This window comes from Sphingorhabdus sp. EL138 (assembly GCF_945862485.1).
In the GTDB taxonomy this organism is placed as follows: Bacteria; Pseudomonadota; Alphaproteobacteria; order Sphingomonadales; family Sphingomonadaceae; genus Sphingorhabdus_B.
In genome coordinates, this window is record NZ_CAMAYF010000042.1 from 1 (window position 1) to 6,359 (window position 6,359).

Sequence of the window (6,359 nt, forward strand, 5' to 3'; positions counted from 1 at the left end):
TGGAGCGGGCGAAGGGATTCGAACCCTCGACCCCAACCTTGGCAAGGTTGTGCTCTACCCCTGAGCTACGCCCGCTCTGGCGGTCAGGTATCTATTTCCTGACAGGTGAGGCGCGCCGTTAGCATGGGGTATATCCCCCCGCAAGCCCCAAATGCCGCCTTTTTATGAAAACGGGATAAAGCCTGTCTTGTGAAAGCTATCGCTTTGCCCACATAGTGGTCGAATCGAATCCTGAAGAATGGAGAGTGACCTTGGTGACGATGGGCCTGACCACCGACGAACAAAAAGCCGTTGAGCAATTCCGGACCGACGTTGTCGCGCCGTCGATGGAGCGTTTGGTTATTCTGGATTTCTGGGCCGAATGGTGCGGACCGTGCAAGCAACTAACGCCCATACTGGAAAAGGTCGCGGCGGAATATGCCGATCGCGGCGTAATATTGGCTAAGGTCAATGTCGACGAGAACAAGTTTATCGCCTCGCAATTTCAGGTGCGGTCCATTCCAACGGTTTACGCTATATTTCAAGGACAGCCCGTTGCGGACTTGTCGCCGGCACGCACGGAACCACAATTGCGGCAAATGCTGGACCAATTATTGGAGAAGCTGCCGATCACGGCCGGAGACGCCGTTCCGGACCCAGTTGCGCAATTGGCACCGCTTGTAGACGAGGCTGAGGTCCTTTTGGCACAAGACGGCGCGGAGCAAGCTTACGCCCTGTTTGCCGAGGTGCTGTCGGTATTGCCCGAGCATCCGGCCGCTTTGTCCGGGCTGATCCGTGCATTGACCGCATTGGGACGTCCGGAGGAGGCGCAGGCTATTTTTGACAGCCTCAGCGACGAACTGCGCACCGACCCGGCACTGGAAAAGGCAGGATCGGTGTTAAGCATTGCAGCCGCGGCTGTTCCGCCGGAAGAATTGGCGGGGTTACAAGCGGCCGTTGCGGCATCGCCCGATGACCATGCTTTACGTCTGGAACTTGCCAATGCATTGATGGCAGCGGGCGACCGCGATGGCGCCGCCGAAGCCTTGTTGCATATCATCGCGGTGGACCGCGAATGGAACGAAAGCGCAGCCAAGGCGCGGCTCCTCGAAATATTTGCTTTAATTGGATTGGAAGACCCATGGGTAGCAGCGACACGCCGAAAACTGTCAGCGATCCTGTTCGGATGACCACGCAACGCATTTCGATTTTCCCGCTCACCGGCGCGATTATTTTCCCGAGCATGCAGCTGCCGCTGCACATTTTTGAGCCGCGCTATCGCGATTTGGTGAGCGATTCGCTGGCCCGTGACCGCAAAATTGGCATGATTCAGCCCAAGGGACAGGGTAACCAGCCACCCTTGTTCAGCGTGGGCTGCCTGGCACGCATTCAAGACGTGGAAGCGCTGGACGATGGTCGGTATAATATCATCCTTGAGGGCGTGCAGCGCTTTTCTGTGGTCAACGAACTTGATGTGACCACCAGCTTTCGGCAGGTTGAGGCGGAATTATGGGATGAAGATGAAATTGGCGAAACCCTCTCGCTCGCTGAACGGGCGTCAATGGAAATAGAATCACGCCGCTTTGCCGAATCGCAAGGATATAGCGTCGATTGGGCGGCGGTGTCGCAACTCGATGATTATTCTCTAGTCAACGCCATTGCCCAAATCGCGCCGTTTGATTTTGCCGCTAAGCAAGCTTTGTTGGAAGCACGCGGGCTGTCCGACCGTGCCGACACGATTGTGCAATTGATGCAATTTTTCGGACGGCATGACGGCAATAACGACCGCGTGACGCTTCAATAATCAAGCCTGAAAGCTCGCCCGCAGGCCATCGATAACGAATTGCGCGGCCAATGCGGCGAGCAGCACACCCAATAGCCGCGTGATCACGGCTTCGGCATTTGCACCCAGAACACGCATGATGGGGCCCGCGGCGAGTAGCGCCAACAAGGTCAGGACAAGCACGGTTCCCATTGCCGCCAAAATGACACCTGCACGGTCAATCCCACTATTCTGCGACATGAGCAGCATGACCGAAGCGATGGACCCTGGTCCCGCGATCATGGGCATGGCCATAGGGAAGACCGAAACGTCTTCGATTTCTGGCGTGTCGATGATTTTCTGCGCGCGCTCCTCGCGGCGTGACGTGCGCTTTTCAAAAACCATATCAATGGCGATCAGGAACAGCATGATGCCGCCTGCAATCCGGAAGCTGTTCAATTCAATATGCAACACGCCCAGCAATTGTTCGCCGAACAACGCAAAGACCAGCAATATCCCCGACGCGACCATGACGGCACGCAACGCCATATTGCGCCGCTGGGCTGCATTGGCGCCCTTGGTTAAGCTCGCGTAAATCGGTGCACAACCCGGCGGGTCGATCACGACAAAAAAGGTGATGAAGGCCGAAAGAAAAAGTTCGATCATCATAGCGGCGCAACCTCATCCATGATGACCGTCTCGCTTGCCGCGCCATTCCATAATTTGATTTCAACGGTGCGTGCGCCGTTGGGCTGAACGATGTAGCTGTAGCGCAGCGATTGGTCACCCGCGTAGCCGTTCTTTTCGATTTTTCCGTCAGAGGGGGGCGCAAGCGTTGCAGGTGCTTGACCACTGCAACTGGCGACCTTCGTTTCAATCATCTCTTTTGGCGCACGTGGCGCGGTCAGGGTAGCATGATGGTGCAACACCCATTTCCATTCCCCGTCCCCTCGCGCATTTTTCTCTACAAATTGCCAGACGGTGGTGAAATAGCCGACCGTGCCATCTGGTCTCTCCCACGCGCCTGTCGTGACGCCCGTTTTGCCATCGCAGGACATGAATGCTTTATGCGGTCGCCATTTTAGCGACGCGGCCGGGTCTGCCTTTCCCTTCAGCCATTCCAGCGCAGCTGCGGGTTGCGGCGCGAACAATATCGCGTCCTTGGCAGCGGTTTCACGGAACGCAGTCCATTGGCCCTTTTGTTGGGCAAGCTGATTAAAGCCAATATCTGCCGCGATAATCGCACTTGGGTTAGCGATTTTGGGCTGAAAATCATAATATTCGCGACTTGGCGACGCCGCACATGCCGACAACACCGCTGCAGCAAGAAGGACAGGAAATGCTTTCATCGCGTCAAATTCCTTCTGGTGCGGCAACTCCTGCACGGCGGTGCGCGGCAACTAATGTGTTACGCAACAGGCACGCAATGGTCATCGGCCCGACCCCGCCCGGAACGGGGGTTATGGCACCAGCATGGCGCAAGGCGTCGTCAAAGGCAACGTCGCCGACCAAGCGGCCTTTGCTTTGGCCTGCTTCAGGTTCCAATCGGTTGATGCCAACATCAATTACGACTGCGCCGGGCTTCAAAAAATCGCCGGTCACCATCTCCGGACGGCCAACCGCAGCCACAACAATGTCTGCACGGCGGACAACTTCGGGCAAATCCTGCGTGCGGCTATGCGCAATCGTTACAGTGCAATTTTCGGCCAATAGCAATTGCGCCATTGGCTTACCGACAATGTTGGACCGCCCGATGACCACGGCGTTCTTGCCGGACAGGTCGCCCATATGGTCCTTCAACAGCATTAAGCAGCCAAGCGGCGTGCACGGGACAAACGCCTCTTCGCCTACCGCGAGCCGCCCCGCATTGACGACATGAAAACCATCCACATCCTTGCCAGGATCAATCGCGGCGATCACGGCTTTATCATCCATATGCGGCGGCAACGGCAATTGCACCAATATGCCATCAACGGCGGGATCTGCGTTGAGCGTTTCAACGAGCGCGATGAGTTCGTCTTGCGAAACCGAGGCGGGCAGGCGATGCTCGAAGCTGTTCATGCCCGCCTCGACCGTCGCTTTCTTTTTGGAACCCACATACACTTGGCTAGCGGGGTCTTCACCCACCAGCACAACCGCGAGGCCAGGCTTACGCGCCGTTAATGCGATAAAGCTTTCAACGGCAGCGGCCACGCGCTGACGCAATTGCGCGGCAAATGCCTTGCCATCAATGATAGTTGCGTTGCTCACATGCCCACCGCAGAAATATCATTGGCCACGCCCACCAGAAGCATTTGCAATATGCGCAGACCAATCAACAACACCATCGGCGAAAAATCGATCATGCCAGTATCCGGCATGATCTTGCGGATGGGCTTTAGAAACGGATCTAAAATGACCGAAAGCGCATGCCAGATGGAGGCAACAATGTTGTTCGACAGGCTGACGACGTTAAACGAAATCAGTAGGCTCAAGATGAATTGAACGATGACGACCGTCGACAGGATTGTCATCAAATATCCAATGATGGAAATAAGCGCGAGTAGCATGAAATTCTCCGGAGAAGGTGTGGCGAAGCGATTAGCCGAGGCGGCGCGCTGTATCAACTGCCTAAAACAGCGTGGGTCGTGTTTTACTTGTGAATAAGCGTCCCTGCGCCTTTTACAGTAAACATTTCGATGAGCATGGCATGGCTGGTGCGACCATCGAGGATAACCGCCGCATCCACGCCAGATTCTACCGCATCGACGCAAGTCTGGATTTTGGGGATCATTCCGCCGCTGATAGTGCCGTCATTTTGCAACTCGGCAATTGCCGCAGGGTCAAGGTCGGTGAGTAACTCGCCCGACTTGTTCAGCACGCCTGCAACATCGGTCAAAAGGAAAAGCCGCGAGGCCCCCAGCGCGCTTGCCACCGCGCCCGCCATGGTATCGGCGTTGATGTTATAGGTATGGCCATCTGCGCCAACGCCAATCGGCGCGATGACGGGGATCATTCCGGCGGCGCTAATCGTATCAATGATGCTGCGGTCAACGTTGGTGGGCTCGCCGACAAAGCCCAAATCGATGTTGCGTTCGATATGGCTATCGGGGTCTTTTTGCGTGCGCTGAACCTTGGTGGCAGTCACGAACCCACCATCCTTGCCCGATATGCCAAGCGCCTTACCACCAGCAGCGTTAATCCAGCCAACCAGCTCTTTATTGATGCCGCCCGACAAAACCATTTCCGCAATTTTCGCGGTTTCCGCATCGGTGACACGCAGCCCATCGACAAATTCGCTCTCCACGCCCAATTTCTTGAGCATTGCACCAATTTGCGGTCCGCCGCCATGCACGACAACAGGGTTAATGCCGACAGCCTTTAACAAAACCACATCATCAGCGAAGTCGCGCGCGAGGCTGGCATCGCCCATCGCATGCCCGCCATATTTAACGACAAAGGTCTTGCCTGCATAACGCTGCAAATAAGGCAGCGCTTCAGTTAGTGTTTCGGCCTTGGCGAGATTGGCTGGATCAATTGTCATGCGCACCAACTGCCTTGGGGTCCGTGCCGTCCAGCTTATGGCCGTAGCCGACAAAGAAAGTGATGAGCAACGGCACCATGATCATGCTCAGCACGACCTTCGCCAACATTTGGCCTAACAGCAAGTCCGTGATCGGGAACACGCCGTAAAAGGCAATGCTGACAAACAATAAGGTATCAATTATCTGTGATAACACGGCGGCGATGGCCCCGCGCAATGCGACATATTTACCCACGGTGCTTTTCAGACCATCAAATAGATAGACGTTCAGCATTTGCGAAACGCCATAAGCAACAATGCCGGCGACCCATATGCGCGGCGTCTGCCCCATCATGGTGTTGAACGCATCCAGATATTTGTCGTCCATCTTCGGTGACGGAGGTAGTGAAAGCACCAGCACCGCCAGCAATATCGACGCAATGAGCGGAATGAAGCCATATTTGACCAATTGGTCCGCAATAATCTTACCATGCAAGGCTGCGGCCGCGCTGGAAAGGATGACCAGCAAAAGAAACGGAAAAATGCCCGCTTCGACCGCCAACGGCCCTAAAGAAACCTGTTTATTTCCAAGCACGCCGGCAATGCACACCATCCCGCCGTAAATGATTGAAAACATGAAAAGCGATTTCGGGATGCCTCCGTCGGTCGCATGCGATGTGGTCTGATCAGTCATCCAAAACTGACTAGCGTCTAATTTTATTGGCGCAAGACTAACGATGGCGCTAGGTCAAACAGGGAAAGATAAAATACCATCGCGCTAGAAACTTTTCAGCACCTTAATTCGAGTTGGTGTCGAAGTAAGACACTGAAACGAAATAAAGGCGGCGGTTTTCGGGGAAGCTATACATGCAGATTTTGTTGAGCATCGCGGGCATGATCATCATTTTGGCGATTGCGGTTTTACTGTCGTCCAACCGTCGTGCGATTAAGTTCCGTGTGGTCGGTGCGGCTTTTGCCCTGCAGGCAAGTCTTGCGGCTTTGGTCTTGTATACATCTTGGGGCAAGGTTGCGTTGAATGCAGCCTCGACAGGTGTTTCCAATTTGCTGGGCTATTCGGCCAAAGGCACGCAGTTCATCTTTGGCCCGCTGGCCTCT

Annotated in this window: 9 protein-coding genes and 1 tRNA gene; 3 read left to right on the plus strand and 7 right to left on the minus strand. The window is 55.1% G+C overall.

Features of this window, described 5'->3' with window-relative positions; all coding sequences use genetic code 11:
• Window positions 1-75 (minus strand) — tRNA-Gly (locus tag Q0O33_RS10325).
• Window positions 76-245: 170 nt separating this feature from the next.
• On the opposite strand from Q0O33_RS10325, the gene Q0O33_RS10330 reads away from it, so the two are divergent.
• Entirely contained in the window at window positions 246-1,169 is a 924-nt protein-coding gene (locus tag Q0O33_RS10330) for a tetratricopeptide repeat protein (protein ID WP_366048620.1), read from the plus strand.
• Entirely contained in the window at window positions 1,166-1,783 is a 618-nt protein-coding gene (locus Q0O33_RS10335; protein WP_295499248.1) for an LON peptidase substrate-binding domain-containing protein, read from the plus strand. The genes Q0O33_RS10330 and Q0O33_RS10335 overlap by 4 nt, the downstream gene beginning before the upstream one ends.
• Here the strand turns inward: Q0O33_RS10335 and Q0O33_RS10340 are convergent, their stop codons facing one another.
• The 6 genes from Q0O33_RS10340 to Q0O33_RS10365 all read right to left on the minus strand — a co-directional run bounded on the left by Q0O33_RS10340 (window position 1,784) and on the right by Q0O33_RS10365 (window position 5,937).
• Window positions 1,784-2,407 carry a MarC family protein gene (locus tag Q0O33_RS10340; protein ID WP_295499251.1) on the minus strand — a complete coding sequence of 208 codons (624 nt, stop codon included), beginning with the start codon at window positions 2,405-2,407 and terminating at the stop codon, window positions 1,784-1,786.
• The gene (locus tag Q0O33_RS10345; protein WP_295499227.1) at window positions 2,407-3,090 is read right to left on the minus strand and encodes a hypothetical protein; all 684 of its coding nucleotides are present in this window, start codon (window positions 3,088-3,090) and stop codon (window positions 2,407-2,409) included. Before Q0O33_RS10345 ends, Q0O33_RS10340 begins: the two co-directional genes overlap by 1 nt.
• A 4-nt stretch (window positions 3,091-3,094) precedes the next feature.
• The gene (gene folD / locus Q0O33_RS10350) at window positions 3,095-3,991 is read right to left on the minus strand and encodes a bifunctional methylenetetrahydrofolate dehydrogenase/methenyltetrahydrofolate cyclohydrolase FolD (protein ID WP_295499230.1); all 897 of its coding nucleotides are present in this window, start codon (window positions 3,989-3,991) and stop codon (window positions 3,095-3,097) included.
• The gene (locus Q0O33_RS10355) at window positions 3,988-4,290 is read right to left on the minus strand and encodes a YggT family protein (protein ID WP_295499233.1); all 303 of its coding nucleotides are present in this window, start codon (window positions 4,288-4,290) and stop codon (window positions 3,988-3,990) included. Before Q0O33_RS10355 ends, folD begins: the two co-directional genes overlap by 4 nt.
• Window positions 4,291-4,373: 83 nt before the next feature.
• A complete protein-coding gene (argB, locus tag Q0O33_RS10360; RefSeq protein ID WP_295499235.1) occupies window positions 4,374-5,264 on the minus strand; it encodes an acetylglutamate kinase in 891 nt (296 codons plus the stop codon).
• Window positions 5,254-5,937, minus strand: coding sequence for a queuosine precursor transporter (locus Q0O33_RS10365; RefSeq protein WP_295499238.1), 684 nt, complete (start codon window positions 5,935-5,937; stop codon window positions 5,254-5,256). The genes argB and Q0O33_RS10365 overlap by 11 nt, the downstream gene beginning before the upstream one ends.
• Before the next feature lie 173 nt (window positions 5,938-6,110).
• Between Q0O33_RS10365 and Q0O33_RS10370 the strand changes: the two genes are divergently transcribed.
• Window positions 6,111-6,359, plus strand: a 249-nt coding sequence (locus Q0O33_RS10370; protein ID WP_295499242.1) for a Na+ dependent nucleoside transporter N-terminal domain-containing protein, incomplete at its 3' end; no start/stop codon positions are given.

Excerpts from the sequence above, each read along its gene's own strand:
- Q0O33_RS10355 (WP_295499233.1), bottom strand. The coding sequence starts at position 4,290 with ATGCTACTCGCGCTTATTTCCATCATTGGATATTTGATGACAATCCTG.
- Q0O33_RS10335 (WP_295499248.1), top strand. The coding sequence starts at position 1,166 with ATGACCACGCAACGCATTTCGATTTTCCCGCTCACCGGCGCGATTATT.
- argB (WP_295499235.1), bottom strand. The coding sequence starts at position 5,264 with ATGACAATTGATCCAGCCAATCTCGCCAAGGCCGAAACACTAACTGAA.
- Q0O33_RS10340 (WP_295499251.1), bottom strand. The coding sequence starts at position 2,407 with ATGATCGAACTTTTTCTTTCGGCCTTCATCACCTTTTTTGTCGTGATC.
- Q0O33_RS10365 (WP_295499238.1), bottom strand. The coding sequence starts at position 5,937 with ATGACTGATCAGACCACATCGCATGCGACCGACGGAGGCATCCCGAAA.
- Q0O33_RS10345 (WP_295499227.1), bottom strand. The coding sequence starts at position 3,090 with ATGAAAGCATTTCCTGTCCTTCTTGCTGCAGCGGTGTTGTCGGCATGT.